General features: G+C 71.6%; 15 protein-coding genes and 1 riboswitch. Of the genes, 7 read left to right on the top strand and 8 right to left on the bottom strand.

What is annotated here, in order from left to right:
- Window positions 1–25: 25 nt before the first annotated feature.
- Entirely contained in the window at window positions 26–2,506 is a 2,481-nt protein-coding gene (pcrA, locus tag ABZ624_RS00350) for a DNA helicase PcrA (RefSeq protein WP_360081334.1), read from the bottom strand.
- A gap of 222 nt (window positions 2,507–2,728) precedes the next feature.
- A riboswitch (cyclic di-AMP (ydaO/yuaA leader) is annotated at window positions 2,729–2,898 on the top strand.
- Window positions 2,899–2,905: 7 nt separating this feature from the next.
- Here pcrA and ABZ624_RS00345 point away from each other — a divergent pair.
- A complete protein-coding gene (locus ABZ624_RS00345; RefSeq protein WP_360081333.1) occupies window positions 2,906–4,072 on the top strand; it encodes an NlpC/P60 family protein in 1,167 nt (388 codons plus the stop codon).
- A gap of 105 nt (window positions 4,073–4,177) precedes the next feature.
- Window positions 4,178–5,155 carry a tellurite resistance/C4-dicarboxylate transporter family protein gene (locus tag ABZ624_RS00340; RefSeq protein WP_360081332.1) on the top strand — a complete coding sequence of 326 codons (978 nt, stop codon included), beginning with the start codon at window positions 4,178–4,180 and terminating at the stop codon, window positions 5,153–5,155.
- On the opposite strand, the gene ABZ624_RS00335 is transcribed toward ABZ624_RS00340, so the two are convergent.
- Entirely contained in the window at window positions 5,133–5,486 is a 354-nt protein-coding gene (locus ABZ624_RS00335) for a hypothetical protein (RefSeq protein ID WP_360081331.1), read from the bottom strand. The two genes, ABZ624_RS00340 and ABZ624_RS00335, sit on opposite strands and share 23 nt — an antisense overlap.
- A 520-nt stretch (window positions 5,487–6,006) precedes the next feature.
- Here ABZ624_RS00335 and ABZ624_RS00330 point away from each other — a divergent pair.
- Window positions 6,007–7,071, top strand: coding sequence for an NlpC/P60 family protein (locus ABZ624_RS00330; protein WP_360082105.1), 1,065 nt, complete (start codon window positions 6,007–6,009; stop codon window positions 7,069–7,071).
- 31 nt (window positions 7,072–7,102) lie between these two features.
- Here ABZ624_RS00330 and ABZ624_RS00325 read toward each other — a convergent pair whose 3' ends face one another.
- Both ABZ624_RS00325 and ABZ624_RS00320 read right to left on the bottom strand, forming a co-directional pair.
- Entirely contained in the window at window positions 7,103–7,846 is a 744-nt protein-coding gene (locus tag ABZ624_RS00325) for a response regulator transcription factor (protein ID WP_360081330.1), read from the bottom strand.
- The gene (locus ABZ624_RS00320) at window positions 7,843–9,132 is read right to left on the bottom strand and encodes a PspC domain-containing protein (protein ID WP_360081329.1); all 1,290 of its coding nucleotides are present in this window, start codon (window positions 9,130–9,132) and stop codon (window positions 7,843–7,845) included. Before ABZ624_RS00320 ends, ABZ624_RS00325 begins: the two co-directional genes overlap by 4 nt.
- A gap of 211 nt (window positions 9,133–9,343) precedes the next feature.
- Between ABZ624_RS00320 and ABZ624_RS00315 the strand changes: the two genes are divergently transcribed.
- Entirely contained in the window at window positions 9,344–10,795 is a 1,452-nt protein-coding gene (locus ABZ624_RS00315; protein WP_360081328.1) for a PspC domain-containing protein, read from the top strand.
- Complete coding sequence (locus tag ABZ624_RS00310; protein WP_360081327.1) at window positions 10,782–10,988, top strand: hypothetical protein; 207 nt, start codon at window positions 10,782–10,784, stop codon at window positions 10,986–10,988. The genes ABZ624_RS00315 and ABZ624_RS00310 overlap by 14 nt, the downstream gene beginning before the upstream one ends.
- A 72-nt stretch (window positions 10,989–11,060) precedes the next feature.
- Here ABZ624_RS00310 and ABZ624_RS00305 read toward each other — a convergent pair whose 3' ends face one another.
- The 3 genes from ABZ624_RS00305 to ABZ624_RS00295 all read right to left on the bottom strand — a co-directional run bounded on the left by ABZ624_RS00305 (window position 11,061) and on the right by ABZ624_RS00295 (window position 14,071).
- Window positions 11,061–11,591, bottom strand: coding sequence for a DoxX family membrane protein (locus ABZ624_RS00305; protein ID WP_360081326.1), 531 nt, complete (start codon window positions 11,589–11,591; stop codon window positions 11,061–11,063).
- A 128-nt stretch (window positions 11,592–11,719) separates the two neighbouring features.
- Window positions 11,720–13,000: a hypothetical protein gene (locus ABZ624_RS00300; RefSeq protein WP_360081325.1), complete on the bottom strand. Its 1,281-nt coding sequence runs from the start codon at window positions 12,998–13,000 to the stop codon at window positions 11,720–11,722.
- Between the two features lie 276 nt (window positions 13,001–13,276).
- Window positions 13,277–14,071: a class II aldolase/adducin family protein gene (locus ABZ624_RS00295; protein WP_360081324.1), complete on the bottom strand. Its 795-nt coding sequence runs from the start codon at window positions 14,069–14,071 to the stop codon at window positions 13,277–13,279.
- A 140-nt stretch (window positions 14,072–14,211) separates the two neighbouring features.
- On the opposite strand from ABZ624_RS00295, the gene ABZ624_RS00290 reads away from it, so the two are divergent.
- Window positions 14,212–14,679, top strand: coding sequence for a pyridoxamine 5'-phosphate oxidase family protein (locus tag ABZ624_RS00290; RefSeq protein WP_360081323.1), 468 nt, complete (start codon window positions 14,212–14,214; stop codon window positions 14,677–14,679).
- An 18-nt stretch (window positions 14,680–14,697) separates the two neighbouring features.
- On the opposite strand, the gene guaA is transcribed toward ABZ624_RS00290, so the two are convergent.
- Window positions 14,698–16,278, bottom strand: a complete 1,581-nt coding sequence (gene guaA / locus ABZ624_RS00285; RefSeq protein ID WP_360081322.1) for a glutamine-hydrolyzing GMP synthase — start codon at window positions 16,276–16,278, stop codon at window positions 14,698–14,700.
- A 280-nt stretch (window positions 16,279–16,558) separates the two neighbouring features.
- Here guaA and ABZ624_RS00280 point away from each other — a divergent pair, with 280 nt between their 5' ends.
- On the top strand, window positions 16,559–16,819 hold the full coding sequence (locus ABZ624_RS00280; protein WP_360081321.1) for a chorismate mutase: 261 nt from the start codon (window positions 16,559–16,561) through the stop codon (window positions 16,817–16,819).
- Window positions 16,820–17,280 lie beyond the last annotated feature (461 nt).

Below are 17,280 nucleotides of genomic sequence, written 5' to 3'. Positions count from 1 at the left end.
CCGCACGGCGAGGGCCCTTCCGCTCTTACAGCTTCTCCACCGGCGCGTACCGCAGCAGCAGCCGCTTCGGCTTGGCGTCGCCGAAGTCGATCGTCGCCTCCGCGTTCGCGCCCGTGCCCTTCACACCGACGACCGTGCCGAGCCCGAACTGGTCGTGCGTGACCCGGTCCCCCACGGCCAGCGCCACCACCGGCTTCTCCGCCGTGCGCCGCGTGGCGAAGCCGGACGCGCCCGACGCCGAGGAACGCGAGCGGGTCGAGGACAGCGAGGCAGCGATCCCGGAGGCCGGGCCGGAGGACGCCGGTGCCGTCGCTCCCGTCCGCTTCCACTCGACATGGGCGGGCGGGATCTCCTCCAGGAAACGGGAGGGCGGGTTGTACGACGGCTGGCCCCAGGCGCTGCGCATCGCCGACCGCGTGAGGTAGAGACGCTCCCGCGCACGCGTGATGCCGACGTACGCCAGACGCCGCTCCTCCTCCAGCTCCTTGGTCTGGCCGAGGGCGCGCATGTGCGGGAAGACGCCGTCCTCCATGCCCGTCAGGAAGACGACCGGGAACTCCAGGCCCTTGGCGGTGTGCAGGGTCATCAGGGTGATGACACCGCCGCCGTCCTCCTCGTCGGGGATCTGGTCGGAGTCGGCGACCAGGGCGACCTGCTCCAGGAAATCGGCCAGCCCCACCGGTTCGCCCTCGCCGCGCTCCTGCTCGAACTCCAGGGCCACGGCCGCGAGTTCCTGGAGGTTCTCGATACGGGTCTCGTCCTGCGGATCGGTGGAGGCCTGCAACTCGGCGAGATACCCGGTGCGTTCGAGGACCGCCTCCAGGACGGTGGCCGGTCCGGCGCCGGACTCGGCGATCGTGCGCAGGTCCTCCATCAGCGTGTTGAACCGCCTGACCGCGTTGGTGGAGCGCGCGGCCATGCCGTACGCCTCGTCCACACGCTTCAGCGCCTGCGGGAAGCTGATCTTCTCGCGCTGGGAGAGCGCGTCGATCATCGCCTCCGCGCGGTCGCCGATGCCGCGCTTGGGGACGTTGAGGATGCGGCGCAGCGGCACCGAGTCCTCGGGGTTGGCGAGGACACGCAGGTAGGCGAGGACGTCCCGGACCTCCTTGCGCTCGTAGAAGCGGACACCGCCGACGACCTTGTAGGGCAGGCCGACACGGATGAAGACCTCTTCGAAGACTCGGGACTGGGCGTTGGTGCGGTAGAAGACGGCGACGTCGCCGGCCTTGGCATCCCCCGCGTCCACCAGGCGGTCTATCTCCTCGGCGACGAACTGCGCCTCGTCGTGCTCGGTGTCGGCGACGTAGCCGGTGATCCGCGCGCCCTGGCCGGCGTTGGTCCACAGGTTCTTCGGGCGGCGGGACTCGTTGCGCTCGATGACCGCGTTGGCGGCGGACAGGATGGTCTGCGTGGAGCGGTAGTTCTGTTCCAGCAGGATCGTCGTCGCGTCCGGGTAGTCCTCCTCGAACTGGAGGATGTTGCGGATCGTCGCACCCCGGAAGGCGTAGATCGACTGGTCCGCGTCACCCACCACGCACAGTTCGGCGGGCGGGATGTCGTACTCGCCGGGCGGGGTGTCCTCATCGTGTTCCCCGGTGCCGACGAGTTCCCGTACCAGCGCGTACTGGGCGTGGTTGGTGTCCTGGTACTCGTCGACCAGGACGTGCCGGAAGCGGCGGCGGTAGTGCTCGGCCACGTCCGGGAAGGCGCGCAGCAGGTTGACCGTCGCCATGATCAGGTCGTCGAAGTCGAGGGCGTTCGCCTCGCGCAGCCGCGACTGGTACAGGGCGTAGGCCTGGGCGAGGGTCTTCTCGAAGCCGTCGGTGGCCTGGGCGGCGAAGTCCTCCTCGTCGATCAGCTCGTTCTTCAGGTTGCTGATCTTGGCGCTGAAGGACTTCGGCGGGAAGCGCTTGGGGTCGAGGTCCAGGTCACGGCAGACCAGGGCCATCAGGCGCTTCGAGTCCGCGGCGTCGTAGATCGAGAACGACGACGTGAAGCCGAGCTTCTTGCTCTCCCGGCGCAGGATGCGCACGCACGCGCTGTGGAAGGTCATCACCCACATCGCGTTCGCGCGTGGGCCGACGAGCTGCTCGACGCGCTCCTTCATCTCGCCCGCGGCCTTGTTGGTGAAGGTGATCGCGAGGATCTGGCCCGGGTGTACGTGCCGCTCGGCGAGGAGGTGGGCGATGCGGTGGGTGAGCACACGGGTCTTGCCGGAGCCGGCGCCGGCGACGATGAGCAGCGGGGAGCCGGCGTGCACGACCGCGGCGCGCTGGTTGTCGTTCAGCCCTTCCAGGAGGGCCGCCGCGTCGAGCGCGGGGCGGGGGGCGCCGTCGCGGTAGTAGGCGTCCCGGTCCGGTGGCGCGTCGAACTTCCCGCCGAACAGATCGTCCGGAAGCGGCTCCGGACCGTGATCGTCCTCGGGCGGCGGCGGGGGCTCCTCCTCGCGCCCGCGAGGGGGCTGGAGGTCCGCCAGGAAGCTGTCGTCAAAGAGGCTGCTCATCGCTCTACGAGTCTAGGGCGCCCCACCGACAACCGGTCGCCGTCCCGAGAAGTCGGGCCCGCGGGCGGAGCGGCGACGTCCGAGGACACCGCCCTTACGCTGCGGAATCGTCCGATGACGTGAACGTGATACGGAGGTCAGATCACGAAAATGTATCGGACATATCACGCACCAACCTTCACACTAGTCACACCAGTTGGCTAGGTTGCCGTCAGGCCGCGTGCGCGGCCTCCGCCGAGTCCGGCGCGCCCGCACGGCGCCCGGAGCCGGGGACCCACCGATCCTGGGGTGAATCGGCCGACTCCCGCCCGGGACGAGGCCGTAGGGCAACCCTTCCGAACCCCCGCCCGAACCCGACAGCTAACCCGGTAGGCGGCTCACTGGAAGGAGTCGCCTCCCTTGGCGTCGCACCGCAAGACGCGTCCCGGCGGAACCATCGGGACGGGCCTCCGCACCCCCGCCCTCGCCACCGCCGCCCTCACCTCCATGGCCGTGCTCTCGCAGACCGCAGAGGCCGTCCCGAGCACCGATCGCACCAAGCCGAGCCTGGAGGAGGTCGAGAAGAAGGTCGACGACCTCTACCGCCAGGCGGAGTCGGCGACCGAGAAGTACAACGCGGCCAAGGAGCGGACAGGAAAGCAGCGGGGCCGGGCCGACGCCCTGCGCGACGATGTCGCCCGGCGCACCGAACGCCTCAACAAGGCCCGCGAGGAGCTGGGCTCCTTCGCCGCGGCCCAGTACCGCACCGGCGCCGCCTCTCCCGGCACGACCACCTTCCTGCTCGCGGACAGCCCGCAGGACTACTTCGACCAGAGCCAGCTGATGAACCGGCTGACCTCGCGGGAGAAGAGCGCGGTCGACGACTACATCGGCGAGCAGGCCGCGACCATGAAGAAACGGCGGGAGGCCGCGGAGAGCCTTCAGTCGCTGACCGACTCGCAGCACGACCTGCAGACCGCCAAGGCCACCGTCCAGAAGAAGCTCGCCTCCGCGCGCGAGCTGCTGTCGCAGCTGACGGCCCAGGAGAAGGCGCGGCTGGCCGCCGTCGAGCGGGAGAAGCAGCAGGAGGCGGCACGCAAGGCGGCCGAGCTGGCGAAGCGGCAGGCAGCCCGGCAGCAAGCCGCCTCGTCCTCGTCGCCGTCCTCGTCGTCCGGATCCGGTTCGACGGGCTCCGGCTCGACCGGGTCCACGACATCCAGTTCGTACGACACGAAGGCCGAGAAGGCGATCGCCTTCGCCCGCGCGCAGATCGGCAAGCCGTATGTGTGGGGCGCCACCGGGCCGGACTCCTACGACTGCTCGGGCCTCACCCAGGGCGCCTGGAGGGCGGCCGGAGTCACCCTTCCGCGCACCACGTACGACCAGGTCGATGCGGGCACCACGGTGTCGCTGGCCAATGCGCGGCCGGGCGACCTGGTCTTCTTCTACGACGACATCAGCCACGTCGGCGTCTACATAGGCAACGGCATGATGATCCACGCCCCGAAGCCGGGCGCGTACGTCCGTGAGGAGTCGATCTACTACGGCGGGGAGTCGATCATCCACAGCGTGGTCCGGCCAGGCTGACCGGGCCGGCTGTCCTCGCCCCACACGCGCGTACCGGCGTTTTCGCCCTCCACGCGCGCGTGCCCTTCCCCGGCGGGGACCGTGCGGCTCCCTAGCATCGGGCGCATGCCCGGCATCTCAGGTCTGCGTACGTGGTGGGCGGAGCGGCCTCCCGCGGCCGGAGCCGCCGTGATGGCGACCGGCATCCTGTCGGTGGGGCTGCATCTGACCGGCGCCGAGGCGCTCTCCCGGGTGACGCTCGCGATGACCGGCGTCGGCTGGTCGGTGCTGGCCGCCGACTTCGTCCTGCGGCTGCTCTGCGAACGGCAGCGCTGGGTGGCCGAGGCGGAGAGTCCCGGCGCGCTCACCGCCGTCGCCGCGACCACCGTGCTCGGCACCCGCATCTCGGCGCCGGGCCGGCAGGCCGTGGCCGAGGCGCTGCTGGCGCTCGCGGCACTGCTCTGGCCGGTGCTGCTGGTGCTGGTCGTCCGGCACTGGAGGCGGCGCATGCCGGGAGCGGTGTTCCTGTGTTGTGTGGCCACACAGGGGCTCGTCGTACTGGCCGCGACGCTGGCCGCGGCCGAGCGCACGGCGTGGCTCTCGCACATCGCACTGGTGCTGTTCTGGCTGGGGCTGGTGCTCTACGGCCTCGCGCTGGCCCGTTTCGACGCCCGGCAGGTGCTGGAAGGGGCCGGCGATCACTGGATCGCGGGCGGGGCGCTCGCGATCTCGGCGCTGGCGGGGGCAAAACTGCTCGTCGCCGGGGATGCGGGCCTGTATGCGGCGGGCGTGTATCTGTGGGACGAGGACGACCGCGGTGTGCTGCGCACCGTGACGGTCGCTCTGCTCGTCCTGGACCTGGCCGGGTGTCTCGTGCTGCTGGCCGCCGAGGCGGTGCGGCCCCGGCGCGGCTATGACGTGCGGCGGTGGGCGACGGTGTTTCCGATGGGGATGACGGCGGCGGCGGCGCTGACCGTCGCGACCGTCCTCGGCGTCCCGTGGCTCAGATGGCCGGGACGGGTGCTGCTGTGGGTGGCGGTGGCGGTGTGGCTCGCGGTCGCCACCGGTGCGGTGCGCGCGTTCAGGTCCACAGCACGGCGATGAAGACATTCACCGCTGTCAGCGCACCGACCAGCCCGAACTGGGTCTTGTCCACTGTCTCCTCGTCGCGCTTCACATAGACCAGTCCGAGGATCACGATCAGCAGCGCCAGCTTCACGCCGATCTTGATGGTGTTGATGTGGTGGTCGTCGGCCTGGTTGAGGCCGACCAGGGCCACACCGGTGACCAGCATGGTCAGCGCGCCGTGCAGCATCCCGGGCACGAAACGGGCCGTGCCCCGGCCCATCGCCTTCATCTGGGTGAGGAAACCGCCGAGCAGCGCGGCGATGCCGATGATGTGCAGGCCGACGAAGAGATGGATGAGTACGTCCATGGGGCCGGAGCCTAATTCGTTGGTAACAGCCCCAGGGACGGCAGGGTGCCGTTCCCGGGGTGTTCGAGTGGTGAGGGCCGCCGCATGACGCCCCAGCTCTCGGCTCTTATGTGTCACCGGGTCCGCCGGACACAGCCACGGATGTGGATATATGCGCCCCATAGCAGCCCACGGCTCCCGTCCGTCCCGTTTTCCGCACTTCGGTCACCACGCTGCGTGAAGGCGACGTCTCCGGACCGGCGACACGGTCACATACGGTCGCGTCCGGGTCCGTCGAGGCCAGTTCCGTACACCGCGTTACCCACTTGTCATCGTCGGGCCTAGCGTCCTCCCCCAGGTGACCGGCTTCCCACCGCCGCCCGGGCCAGGGGCGGCCGTCGGCCACCACCGCCGAGAAGGTCCGGCGGTGGTCCGCTCCCCCTGTGCGGGCCGCCGCCGGACGTCGTACGGACCACTCGGTCGGGCCGCCCGGCCAGACCCCTCGGTCGTACGAGTCGTACGGAAGGACGTGACGGCCCAGGTGGCAGCGCACCGCAAGCCCCGGCAACGCTCGATCGGCGGCCCTACGGCCCGGACGGCCGCCACACTCGCCCTGGCGGGCGCGGCCACCGCGGCGGGGTTCGACGGCACGGGCCACGCCGAGCCGCAGCTGACACCGGCCCAGGTGAAGGCCAAGGTGGACAAGCTCTACCAGGAGGCCGAGGCCGCCACCGAGAAGTACAACGGCGCGAAGGTGGAAGCGGACACGGCGCAGCGGCGCCTGAACGCGCTGCGGGACGAGACCGCCCGCAAACAGGAGAAGCTCGACACCGCCCGGGAGGCGCTCGGTTCGATCGCGGCGGCGCAGTACCGCGACGGCGGGTTCGCACCGGCCTGGCAGCTGGCCCTGTCCGGCAATCCCGACCGGTACCTGGACAACGCCGCGTTCGCCGAGCGGGCCGGCGACCGGCAGGCCGCCGCCCTGTCACGGGTGCGCGAACAACTGCGGGAGATCGAGCAGTTGCGCGGCGCCGCGCGCGTCGAGCTGACGTCGCTGCGGTCACGGCAGGCGCAGCTGAAACGGCAGAAGAGGACCATCACCGGCAAGCTGGACGAGGCCCGGCGGCTGCTGGGGCAGCTCACTCCGCAGCAGCGCAGCGAGGCCACCGGTGACGGCGTCGCGCCGGGACGTGCCTCCCGCTCGGCCTCCGACGCCCGTGAGGCGCTGGAGCATGCAGAGCCGGCCACGGCCCCGAACGCGCGCGCCGCGGCGGCCGTCTCCTACGCCTACGCCAAGCTGGGCAGCCCTTATGTGTGGGGCGCGTCCGGCCCGGACGCCTTCGACTGCTCGGGCCTGGCCCAGGCCGCCTACCGCTCCGCCGGCATCTCCCTGCCCCGCACCACCTACACCCAGATCAACGCGGGCCGGCGCGTGTCCCGCTCCGAACTCCAGCCGGGTGACCTGGTCTTCTTCTACTCCGGCATCAGCCACGTCGGCATCTATGTGGGCAACGGGCAGATGATCCACGCGCCGAACCCCTCGGCCCCCGTCCGGCTGGCCCCGGTCGACCTGATGCCGTTCGCGGGAGCCACCCGGGTGGCCTAGGCCTTGTCGTGGGGCGGCGCCGCAGGGGGGGTCAGACCAGCCGGCGGGCCGTCGCCCAGCGGGTCAGTTCATGGCGGTTGGACAGCTGGAGCTTGCGCAGCACCGCCGAGACATGGGACTCGACCGTCTTCACCGAGATGAACAGCTGCTTGGCGATCTCCTTGTAGGCGTAGCCACGGGCGATCAGCCGCAGCACCTCGCGCTCGCGCTGGGTGAGCCGGTCCAGGTCCTCGTCCAACGGCGGGGCGTCGGTGGAGGCGAAGGCGTCGAGGACGAACCCGGCCAGCCGCGGGGAGAAGACGGCGTCCCCCTCCTGGACACGGAAGATGGAGTCGACCAGGTCGGTACCGGTGATGGTCTTGGTGACATAGCCGCGGGCGCCGCCGCGGATCACACCGATCACGTCCTCCGCCGCGTCCGACACGGACAGCGCGAGGAAGCGGACCGGCCGCTCGGTGTCCGCCGTCAACGCCGCGCACCGGCGCAGCACTTCGACACCGCCGCCGCCCGGCAGGTGGACGTCGAGGAGGACCACCTCGGGCCGGGTCGCGGTGATGACCGTGACCGCCTGGTCGACGTCCGCGGCCTCGCCGACCACCTCGACGCCGGTCTCGGCGGTCTGCCCGATCTCGGCCTGGACGCCGGCGCGGAACATACGGTGGTCGTCCACGAGCACCACCCGTACATGCCGTCCGCCCCCGCCGCCGTCGGCGGCCCCGGACCCGGTCGCCTCGGGGGCTCCCGCCGTGCCGTTCGCCTCGGTCGCGTCGCTCATGACGTCTTCTCCGCCCTCTCCATCTCCAGCTCGACCTCCGTGCCGCCGCCCGGCACCGGCCGCAGCCGGGCCGTGCCGCCGTAGCGCTCCATGCGGCCGATGATCGATTCTCTGACACCCATGCGGTCGGCGGGTATCGAGTCGGGGTCGAAGCCCGGACCGCGGTCGCGCACGGACACGAAGACCGTCTTTCCCTCGACCTCGGCATAGACCTGTACGGCGCCGCCCTCGCCACCGTACTTGGCGGCGTTCACCATCGCCTCGCGCGCGGCCTGCATCTGTGCGCCGGTTCTCTCGTCCAGCGGGCAGTCGCCGACGATGACGACCTCGATGGGCACCCCGTGCTTGTCCTCCACCTCGGCGGCGTTGCGCCGCACGGCCTCGGCGACCGTGTCCGGCTCGTCGGCCTCGTCCTTGCCGGTGCCCTCCGGCTTGTACAGCCAGGTGCGCAGGTCGCGCTCCTGGGCGCGGGCGAGGCGGCGCACCTCGTTCGCGTTGTCGGCGTTGCGCTGGATCAGGGTGAGGGTGTGCAGCACGGAGTCGTGGACATGGGCGGCGACCTCCGCGCGCTCCTGGGCACGGATGCGCATCAGGCGCTCCTCGGACAGGTCCTGGGTCATGCGGACCAGATACGGGCCGGCGAGGAGCGTGATGCCGACGAGGACGGCGAGGGCCGCCTGGAGGACCGCGCCGAGGTGGGCGGCCGAGCCCTGCAGCACGAAGACGGCTGAGACACCGGCCGTGACGAGCAGGACACCGCCAGCCGCGCGCAGCAGGGTGAGGGTACGGCGCCGGCGGCCGACCTCGACCCAGCGGGCCCTGCGGGCGTTGTCCGCCTGGCGCCAGACGAGGGCGACACCGGCCGCGACGAGGACGGCGGGCACCAGGTACATCTTGGCGCCGTTGCCCAGATTGACGCTGCTGACGAAGACCACGGACACGACGACCATGAGGAGCAGCGCGACGATCTGGCCCTTGTCCGGCTTGCGGGCCACGAGTCTGCGGCGGCCGTCCGGCGCGGTCTCGCTGCCGAAGAGCGACTGCTTCTGCTCCACGACGCCGCCGACGCCGAGCGGGACCCAGAACCAGAACGCCGCATACAGCAGCGCGCCGAATCCGTGGGCCATGAACAGGCCGACGAAGGCGAGCCGCACCCAGATGACGGGCAGCCCGAGGTGCCCGGCGAGGCCCCGCGCCACTCCGCCGAGCCAGCGTCCGTCGCTGCTGCGGTAGAGCTTGCGCGGCGGCCGCGGGTCGTCGACTGGCAGGCTTGCGGCTTCCGGCATGCCAACGATGGTCACATGGCCGGCGGGGCCGGGCATCAGGGTCGCCCCCCGAGACGCCCCTGATCTTCGGCGGGGTCGGGTCGGGGAGCACCGGACGGCGGCGCTCCGGCGCCGTTCGAACGGTTCCCCGCCCGGTCTCAGGGCCGATTTCAGGGTTCGCCCAGGGTCGTCCCGACTGCCGCGGCGGCGGACGGGCGGTCACCATGGACGCATGACGGATCACGAGCACGCCGCGACGGGTCCGGGACCCGGCCCCGGCCCGCGCCCGGACCCGGGCACCGGACCGACGGATGCCGCGCCCGCCGCGACGGACAGGACGGGAGTGGCCGACGCCGGCACAGACACCCACGCCGACGCACCGCAGCAGGAGCAGGAACAGCCGGCCTCCGGAGCCACCGAGCGGTTCCGGCGCGACCGTCGGCACAAGATGATCGCGGGCGTGTGCGCGGGCCTCGGCCGGCAGACCGACATGGACCCGGTCATCTTCCGGATCACGCTGGCCGTGCTGTCCGCGACCGGAGGCATCGGCCTGATCTTCTACGGCTTCGCCTGGCTCCTCGTGCCGTACGGCGACGAGGAGCAGAACGAGGTCCGCAAGCTGCTGACGGGCCGGGTCGACGGCCAGGCGCTCGCCGCGGTGCTGTTCGCCCTGGTCGGCTGCGGGATCTTCCTGACCATGCTGAGAAACGGCGGGGTGCTGACGTTCGCCGTGGTGCTCTCCCTGCTGCTGGCGGGCGCCGGGTACTGGTCGCGGCGCCGTGGTGCTCCCGACACCGACCCGCTCGCCGCGCAGGCCGCCGCCGACGCCCCGCCGGAGGCGCAGGCCCCGCCGGTCGTCACCACCTATCCGTCCTGGTGGCGGGACCCGATCGTCAAGGACGGCACGCATGTCGGCGGCACCGGCTATCTGTGGGGGCCCGGCGACGCCCGCCACCGGGACCTCACCTCGGTGCTCGACGTCGGCATCGCCACCCCCTGGACCCACCACGGCTCCGTACAGCCGCGGCCCGCCGCGCCTCCGAGACCGCGCGGTCCACGCTGGATCGGCGGCTGGGTGTTCCTGCTCGCTCTGGTGGCGGGCGGCCTCGGCACCGGGCTGACATGGGACACACATCCGCTCGGCACCAGTCTGCAGACCGGTCTGGCGTGCGCGCTGGGGGTCTTCGGCCTGGGCGTCGCGGTCAGCTCGTTCCTGGGCCGCACGGGAGCCGGGACGGTGTTCCTGGCGGTCGTCACGGCAGCGCTGCTCGCCGGGGCGGCGGCGCTGCCCAAGGACATCACCACCCACTGGAGGGACGTCTCCTGGACGCCCGCCGCGACGGCGCAGGTACGGCCGGACTACGACCTCGGCACCGGGCGCGGCACGCTGGACCTGAGCCGGGTGCATCCGGGCAAGGGGCGGACGGTCACGACGGACGCCCATGTCGGTGCGGGGCTGCTGAAGGTGATCGTGCCGGCGGACGTGGCCGTGCGGATGACGATCGACGTGGGAGTGGGCGACATCCGGTCGCCCGAGGAGAGCGGGAAGGACGTGGACGTGCAGCCCGGCAGGCACACAGACATGACGCTGGCTCCGGCCAGGGGCGCCAAGGACACGGGCACGCTGGACCTCACGCTAGGGGCCGGTGTGGGACGGGTGGAGGTCAGTCGTGCTGCGTCATGAGTTCCAGCCCGGGAAGCTGGTCGCCGGGCTCTTCCTCACCGCCACGGGCGCGGTCTTCGCGGGAGACGCGGGCGGTCTGTGGGAGACACCGTGGTTCGCGGTCGTCCCGCTGGTATTGGGCGGCCTCTGTCTGGCCGGTGCCACGGCAACCGTGGCCCGGGGCATACGCAGACGGGGCGGTGCCGGGGGCTGAGCCCTCTGCTGGACGTGCCGCGATGCGCCGTCCGTCGCGCATAGCGGCGGTAGCCGCACATCGGACAAGGACCTAGGGGTAGCCGCCCAGCCGCCGGCGGCGCCGGGCTCGCCAGGCCGCGTCGAGGGAGAGGTAGGGGGCGCCGGCGAGGATCAGGGGGAGCCAGGCCATCAGGTAGGCGAGGTCGTTGCCGTAGTAGTAAGGACTCGTCGCCCAGCTCACGGTGAGCCACAGGCTGAGCGAGATCAGCGCGCCGCCGAGCGCGGCGAGCCGGCCGAGCAGACCGAGCAGGGTGCCGATGCCGACGGCCAGTTCACCGAGGGCGATGCCGTAGCCGAAGGCCACCGGGGCCTTCAGGGCCAGGTCGACCAGGGCCGGGACGGCGGCGGAGTCGCGGGCCGCGCGCATGGTGTCGCCGACGGACCCGGCGCCGCCGGACTTCATGAAGGCGCTGTCGGTGAGTTTGTCCAGGCCCGCGTAGAGGAAGGTGACGCCGAGGAAGATCCGGAGGGGCAGAAGTGCGTAGTGGGTGGCGGTGTCCCGCCAGCCGCGGCGGCCGTTCAGGCCGGTGGTGTGCGGGTCCGTCCGGATGCCGTGGGTCATCGTCGCCAGCCGCCTTTCGCCCGCCGTTGAGCCCCTCACTGACCATACGTATGAAACGGGGAAGCGGTTCAATTCCGACCCGGGTCTTTTCCGGATTTCGAGGTGGGTGGTGTGCGTCGGTCACTCGGTCACTCGGTGACCTGGACGATGCACCGGTTGGTCGCGACCCCGGCCGCGGTCACCACCTGGACCTCCACCGCCCCGGGTTCGACCTCGGCCGGTACGGGCACGGTCAGGACGCTGTCCGTGGGGTTGCGGAAGCCGCCGGCGACGGGGACCAGCGGCACGTGCACATCGACGGCGCCGATGCGGACCACCATGCGGGCCAGCCGGTCGGCGCCGCGGGCGCCGGGCGGCACGAAGCCGGCACCGCGGATCTCGATGTCGTCGCCGGTGCGGATCGGCCCGTCCAGGTCGCCGGGCTCACGGACCCGGACCACGGACAGGACGACCGGGCGGCCGCCCTCGGCGTACTTGCCAGCCAGGTAGGTCGCGGCCGAGACCAGCACCACCACGCCCAGCCCCCAGGGCAGATCGGGCAGCTGGTCGGGGCTGCGGGCCAGCCGTACGGCGGCGAACAGCAGGGCGACGGCACTGATGGCGACGTACTGGATGTCGGCGAAGGCGCCCCGGCCGGAGTCGTCGGTGAGCAGATCGGCGGCACACGGCCGGTGCGCCGGTACCTTCTGCAGCCGCTGGGCGAGAACGCGCAGGGCCACCACCCGGCGGACCAGGACGGCGATGCCGCACACCACCGCCAGGACGGTCACCACGCCGGCGCCGCGCGCGAGGCCGAGGCCGGAGATCAGCGCGTCGCGTCGGGCGTGGTCGGAGGCGGCGGCCAGCCGGGCGGCCAGCAGCAGGACGGCGTAGCCGACGAACAGCACCCAGCAGGCGGCGACGGTACGGGAAGTGGACATCCGGTTGTCCTCGCCGATCACCGGGGCCAGTGCCCCACCACGCGCCCGGTGCAGCCAGGAGGCGGCGCTGAGCGTGAGGGCGACGACCAGCGCGGCGGCCAGCGCCGCGGTGCGGGCGCCGGTCCAGCCCGCGCCGACCGCGGTGAGCGCCTCGCCGAGCAGCAGCGCGAGGACCGCGCCCCACACCGCGCACACCGTCCGCAGCCACAGCCGGGCGAGCCAGGCCTCGCCCTCGGCCCGGCCGCGTTCGGCGACGGCCTCCGCCCGCTGGGTCAGTTCCTCGGAGACCCACTGGCGGGACGCCGAGGCGGAGTGCGCCACGGCCGTCGGCAGGCCCTGCCCGGCCGCGTACTCGTCCCGCAGGCGCAGGAACGCGGCGACGGCCCGCCGGTGCCCTTCCCGGACGCCGTGCGGGCAGTCCCCGCAGGCGCAGCCGCCCTCATGGATCGCCTCGGCACCCGTACCCTGTCTCGCCTCCTGCACCGCCACGCCCGGCGCCCGCCTTCCCCACGACCTTCCGGCACGGCCGGCGGTCCCTCGTCGGAAGACCTCGCTGCCGCGCAACTGCCTTGCGTCGAAAGCGAATTGTGCCCTACGGGGGGCCGCCCGGGGCCGTCGAGCCGGGTCACGGCGGGTGAAGTACGGGCCGCCGTGTTGACCCGGCCGTGCGAATTTCCGTATGGCCGAGATCATCCGAGCTGCACCGGGAGGACGTGCTCGCGGACGAGGAGTTCGCGAGAACCGAGGCGGCGGTGCTCAGGGGGTTCAGCTGAGCAGGTCCGGTTCGGTGCGGCTGATGTCCTGCCACAGGGGCTGGTAGTTGATCCAGGCCACCAGGTCGCCGCCGAGCTGTTCGCGGGTGGCGACGGCCAGTTTGTGGTCGATGAGGACCGGGCGGCCGGCCGCCCTCGCCATCAGCTGCACCTGGCAGGACCGTTCCATGGACATGAACCACCAGGCCGCCGCGTCCACCGAGTCGCCGACGGTGAGCACTCCGTGGTTGCGCAGCACGAGCGCCTTGCGGGAGCCGAGGGCACCGGCGATGCGGCGGCCTTCCTCGGTGTCGACGGTGACGCCGGTGTAGGCGTCGTAGAGCGCGACGTCCTCGTAGAAGGCGCAGCTCTCCTGGGTGATGGGGTCGATCAGCTCACCGAGCGCGGCCAGGGCGCGGCCGTGCACGGAGTGGCAGTGGGCGACGGCGACGACGTCCGGGCGGGCGGCGTGGACCTGGGCGTGCACGGTGAAAGCGGCCTGGTTGACGTGATAGCGGCCCTCGATGACCTGCCCGTCCTGGTTGACGAGGACCAGATCGCTGACGGTGACGTGCTTGAACGGCATCCCGAACGGGTTGACCCAGAAGCAGTCGGTGAACTCCGGGTCGCGGGCGGTGATGTGCCCGGAGACCCCGTCCTCGAACCCGGCCCGCCCGAAGATCCGCAGGGCGCCCGCGAGCCGCTCCTTGCGATGCCGGCGCTCGTCCTCCACCGACTCGTGCATCGGCGGCATGGCGAACTGCAGCTGGTCGGTGGGCAGCGGCAGGGGCGGGGTGGGCCCGTGCATAGGTCCTCCAGCGGGCGGATTGCGGTACGCGCCGGAAGTTACCGCCGGTCAGCACAAAAGGGCAGAGCTGTTTTGTAAAGATGACGTACGCGACGGATTCACGACAGAGGTTGTCCGGTTTACCGGTGAGACTTGCGCGCATGAACTGGGCATCCTTCACCACCGCAGAACCCGGACTGGCAGCGATCACCGAGGAGCGGTTCGGCGCCTTCCGCCACCACGTCCTGGCCACCGTCCGCCAGGACGGCTCGCCGCGCACCTCGGGCCTGGAGGTCCGCTTCACGCACGGCGAGCTGTGGCTCGGCATGATGCCGGGCTCCCTCAAGGCCCTCGACCTGCGCCGCGACCCGCGCTTCACGCTCCAGGCGAACCCCGGGGACGGCACCGAGATGGCCGGCGGGGACGTGCGGATCGGCGGCTGGGCGTACGAGGTCGAGGACGGCGAGGCCAAGGCCGCGTACGTGAAAGAGGTGGAACCGCCGCAGCCGTTCCACCTCTTCCGCACCGAGCTGACGGAGGTCGTACGGACCTACGTCGAGGACGAGAACCACCTCGTCGTCCAGGTCTGGAAGCCCGGAGAGCCGGTGCGCACTCTCAAGCGGACGTGACCTTGGAGAACCGCGGGACTACTCCCACTCGATGGTGCCCGGCGGCTTCGAGGTCACGTCGAGGACGACGCGGTTGACGTCCCGGACCTCGTTGGTGATCCGGGTCGAGATCTTCGCGAGGACTTCGTACGGCAGCCGGGACCAGTCGGCGGTCATGGCGTCCTCGGAGGACACCGGGCGCAGCACGATCGGGTGGCCGTAGGTGCGGCCGTCGCCCTGGACGCCCACGCTGCGGACGTCGGCGAGGAGGACCACCGGGCACTGCCAGATGTCGCGGTCGAGGCCGGCCGCGGTGAGCTCCTCGCGGGCGATCGCGTCGGCGTCGCGGAGCAGGTCCAGGCGCTCCTTGGTGACCTCGCCGACGATACGGATGCCGAGGCCGGGACCCGGGAACGGCTGGCGCTGGACGATCTCGTCCGGCAGGCCGAGCTCCTGGCCGACCATGCGGACCTCGTCCTTGAACAGCTTGCGCAGCGGCTCGATCAGCTGGAACTCGAGGTCCTCGGGCAGGCCGCCGACGTTGTGGTGCGACTTGATGTTCGCGGTGCCGGTGCCGCCGCCGGACTCGACCACGTCCGGGTACAGGGTGCCCTGGACCAGGAACTCCACGGCCGGGCCCTCGTCGGCGATGATGTCCGCCTGCGCCTGCTCGAAGACGCGGATGAACTCACGGCCGATGATCTTGCGCTTCTCCTCGGGGTCGGTGACGCCCTTGAGCGCGGTCAGGAAGCGCTCCTCGGCGTCCACGACGACCAGCTTGACGCCGGTCGCGGCCACGAAGTCCTTTTCGACCTGCTCGGTCTCGCCCTTGCGCATCAGGCCGTGGTCGACGTACACGCAGGTCAGCTGGTCGCCGATGGCACGGGCGACGAGGGCGGCGGCGACGGCGGAGTCCACGCCGCCGGACAGGCCGCAGATCGCGCGCCTGTCGCCGACCTGCTCGCGGATCGCGGCGACCTGTTCCTCGATCACGTTGCCGGTCGTCCAGTCCGGCTTCAGGCCCGCGCCGCGGTACAGGAAGTGCTCCAGCACCTGCTGGCCGTGCGTGGAGTGCATGACCTCGGGGTGGTACTGGACGCCGTAGAGCTTCTTCTCGTCGTTCTCGAACGCGGCGACCGGGACGACGTCCGTGGACGCGGTGACCGAGAAGCCCTCGGGGGCGGCGGAGCAGGCGTCGCCGTGCGACATCCACACGTGCTGCTCGTCCGGGGTGCCCTCGAACAGGGTGGAGGAGTTCTTCGAGACGTGCAGGTCGGTACGGCCGTACTCGCGGGCGCCGGTGTTGTCGACGGTGCCGCCGAGGGCCTGCGCCATCAACTGGAAGCCGTAGCACATGCCGAAGACGGGGACGCCGGCCTCGAAGAGCTCGCGGTCGAGCGTGGGGGCGCCCGCCTCGTACACGGAGGAGGGGCCGCCGGAGAGGATGATCGCCGCGGGGTTCTTGGCGAGCATCTCCTTCACCGGCATGGTGCTCGGCACGATCTCGCTGTAGACCCGCGCCTCGCGGACGCGACGGGCGATGAGCTGGGCGTACTGCGCGCCGAAGTCGACGACCAGGACGGTGTCCGGAGTGGCGGCAGTGGAGGTCGCTGATGACACGGGGTGCCTTCTGGTGGTCGGGCGGGGGTCTGTGCTAACGAGTCTAACGGTGTGGGCGGGAAGGGCCTCCCCCCGGACTTCACCGTGGCATACTGACCGCATGCTTCAGCACGCGACCTTCTTTACCTATGGCATCCGGCCCGCCGGCTGCCATGGTCGTGCTGCTTAGCTCAACGCCAAGCACTTCCCAGGCGCCCCGGGCCGACAAGGCCCGGGGCGCCTGTCGTTTTCCCGGGTCGTGCCGTTCCGGGGACTCCCCTTCCGACCGAGGAGCCCCGACATGACCAGTACCGTCACCCCGGAAGAGACCATCACGGACGCCCGCGAGCGCATCGACGCGCTCGACGACCGGATCATCGGTCTCGTCCAGGAGCGGATGGCCGTCTCCGCCGTCGTCCAGGAGACCCGGATCGCGTCCGGCGGGCGCCGGGTGAACCTCTCCCGTGAGATGGAGATCCTCGGCCGCTACCGCGAGGCGCTCGGCAAGCCCGGCACCTCGCTCGCCATGACCCTGCTGGAGCTGTGCCGGGGCCGTGTCTGAGCGTCGGGTGCCGAGCGCCGCATCCGAGTTCGAACGCCGTCTCACCCGTACGGCGCGTGACCGGTCACCGCACCGCTTCGTTGAGCGGGGTGTCCGTGCCAGCCAGGGGCGGGCCCGGCAGAACCACGCGTGGCTCGCTGGAGCGATGAGGCGTACGGGTCGTGCCGTGCGCCGTGGGACCTCGCTCCAGGGAAGTGACCGGACGGCAGGGGACAGCAGCCCGGTCACCCAAGAGAACGGCCGGCTCCGGGGACGCCCGGGGCCGGCCGGCGGAAGAACCGCACACATACCCCAGAACCAGCGGCGCACTCCCCCCCGGCGCCGCCCCCAGGCACCGACGCTGCCCTGACGTCGGTGCTGACCGAAGAAGGGCCCCGCGGCCTCTCCGTCCCGCGGGGCCTTTCGGCATGCCCGTGACTCACCCCACATGAATATTCGGTGCGCCCGGAGCAACCCTTCAC

The sequence above is a fragment of the Streptomyces sp. NPDC007205 genome (genome assembly GCF_040634095.1).
Taxonomy (GTDB): domain Bacteria; phylum Actinomycetota; class Actinomycetes; order Streptomycetales; family Streptomycetaceae; genus Streptomyces.
Note: the sequence above shows the minus strand (reverse complement) of the source record. Positions and strands in the feature narration are given on the sequence as shown.

Excerpts from the sequence above, each read along its gene's own strand:
- pcrA (WP_360081334.1), bottom strand. The coding sequence starts at position 2,506 with ATGAGCAGCCTCTTTGACGACAGCTTCCTGGCGGACCTCCAGCCCCCT.
- ABZ624_RS00340 (WP_360081332.1), top strand. The coding sequence starts at position 4,178 with ATGCCCGGCATCTCAGGTCTGCGTACGTGGTGGGCGGAGCGGCCTCCC.
- ABZ624_RS00335 (WP_360081331.1), bottom strand. The coding sequence starts at position 5,486 with ATGGACGTACTCATCCATCTCTTCGTCGGCCTGCACATCATCGGCATC.
- ABZ624_RS00325 (WP_360081330.1), bottom strand. The coding sequence starts at position 7,846 with ATGAGCGACGCGACCGAGGCGAACGGCACGGCGGGAGCCCCCGAGGCG.
- ABZ624_RS00320 (WP_360081329.1), bottom strand. The coding sequence starts at position 9,132 with ATGCCGGAAGCCGCAAGCCTGCCAGTCGACGACCCGCGGCCGCCGCGC.
- ABZ624_RS00315 (WP_360081328.1), top strand. The coding sequence starts at position 9,344 with ATGACGGATCACGAGCACGCCGCGACGGGTCCGGGACCCGGCCCCGGC.
- ABZ624_RS00305 (WP_360081326.1), bottom strand. The coding sequence starts at position 11,591 with ATGACCCACGGCATCCGGACGGACCCGCACACCACCGGCCTGAACGGC.
- ABZ624_RS00295 (WP_360081324.1), bottom strand. The coding sequence starts at position 14,071 with ATGCACGGGCCCACCCCGCCCCTGCCGCTGCCCACCGACCAGCTGCAG.
- ABZ624_RS00290 (WP_360081323.1), top strand. The coding sequence starts at position 14,212 with ATGAACTGGGCATCCTTCACCACCGCAGAACCCGGACTGGCAGCGATC.
- ABZ624_RS00280 (WP_360081321.1), top strand. The coding sequence starts at position 16,559 with ATGACCAGTACCGTCACCCCGGAAGAGACCATCACGGACGCCCGCGAG.